The sequence below is a fragment of the Ruegeria sp. CH6 genome, from assembly GCF_056537005.1.
The window spans coordinates 1-1,153 of the sequence record NZ_JBQFQS010000054.1; the positions used below are offsets into that span (position 1 = coordinate 1).

At 56.4% G+C, this 1,153-nt stretch carries 1 protein-coding gene; it reads left to right on the forward strand.

The features are described 5' to 3' along the window. Positions 1-55 precede the first annotated feature (55 nt). Positions 56-1,096 (forward strand): IS481 family transposase, encoded by a 1,041-nt coding sequence (locus ACR0CW_RS23150; protein ID WP_480789585.1) that lies wholly within the window; start codon positions 56-58, stop codon positions 1,094-1,096. The last annotated feature ends 57 nt before the right edge of the window (positions 1,097-1,153 follow it).

Here is a 1,153-nt window from a genome sequence, read left to right on the forward strand (position 1 = left end):
TGGTTGTCCGTTTTGATGGTGGTGCCAACCAAACCATCGAAACGAGGAAACCACGATGTTGAATACTACCGACAAGATCATCAAACACAAAGCCGGTCTGCTGAATCTGGCCGAGGAACTGGGCAATGTCTCCAAAGCCTGTCAGGTGATGGGCTACAGCCGGGACACGTTCTACCGCTACAAGTCGGCGGTCGAAGAAGGCGGCGTAGAGGCGCTGTTCGAGCGCAACCGGCGCAAACCCAATCTGGCGAACCGGGTTGACGACGCAACTGAGCAGGCCGTCATCAAATCCGCCACTGACTTCCCGGCCTATGGCCAAGCCCGCACCTCGAACGAGTTGCGCAAGCAGGGCGTCTTTGTCTCACCCTCGGGTGTCCGGTCGATCTGGCTGCGGCACGATCTGGCCAACTTCAAAGCCCGGCTGAAGGCCCTGGAAGCCAAAGTGGCCGAGGATGGCGTCATCCTGACCGAGGCTCAGGTACAGGCACTGGAAAAGAAGAAGCTCGACGATGAAGCCTGCGGCGAAGTGGAAACGGCCCATCCCGGCTATCTGGGCTCACAGGACACTTTCTATGTCGGCACGCGCAAGGGCGTCGGGCGGGTCTATCAGCAGACTTACGTGGACACCTATTGCAAGGTGGCGCATGCCAAGCTCTACACCACCAAAACGCCAATCACCGCCGCCGACCTGCTCAACGACCAGGTGCTGCCATTCCATGATGCGCATGACCTGCCGGTGCTGCGGATTATGACAGATCGCGGGACAGAATACTGCGGGCGTGTCGATAAACACGATTTCCAGCTCTTCCTGGCAATCAATGATATCGACCACACTAAAACCAAGGTGAAATCACCGCAGACCAACGGCATCTGCGAACGGTTCCACAAGACGGTGTTGCAGGAGTTTTATCAGGTCGCGTTCCGCAAGAAGCTCTACGACAGCATCGAAGCCTTGCAAGCCGATCTGGACGAATGGCTGCACCACTACAACCACGAGCGCACTCATCAGGGTAAAATGTGTTGCGGCAGAACGCCGTTCCAGACAATGATCGAGGGCAAAGAAATCTGGAAGGAAAAGTTCCTGAACCAAACTTGACCTGACAGAACCCGCCAGAAAAACGGCCAGCTGTCAGATCACATCGGAACCACTACA

Coding starts and splice junctions, on each gene's coding strand:
- ACR0CW_RS23150 (WP_480789585.1), top strand. CDS start 56: ATGTTGAATACTACCGACAAGATCATCAAACACAAAGCCGGTCTGCTG.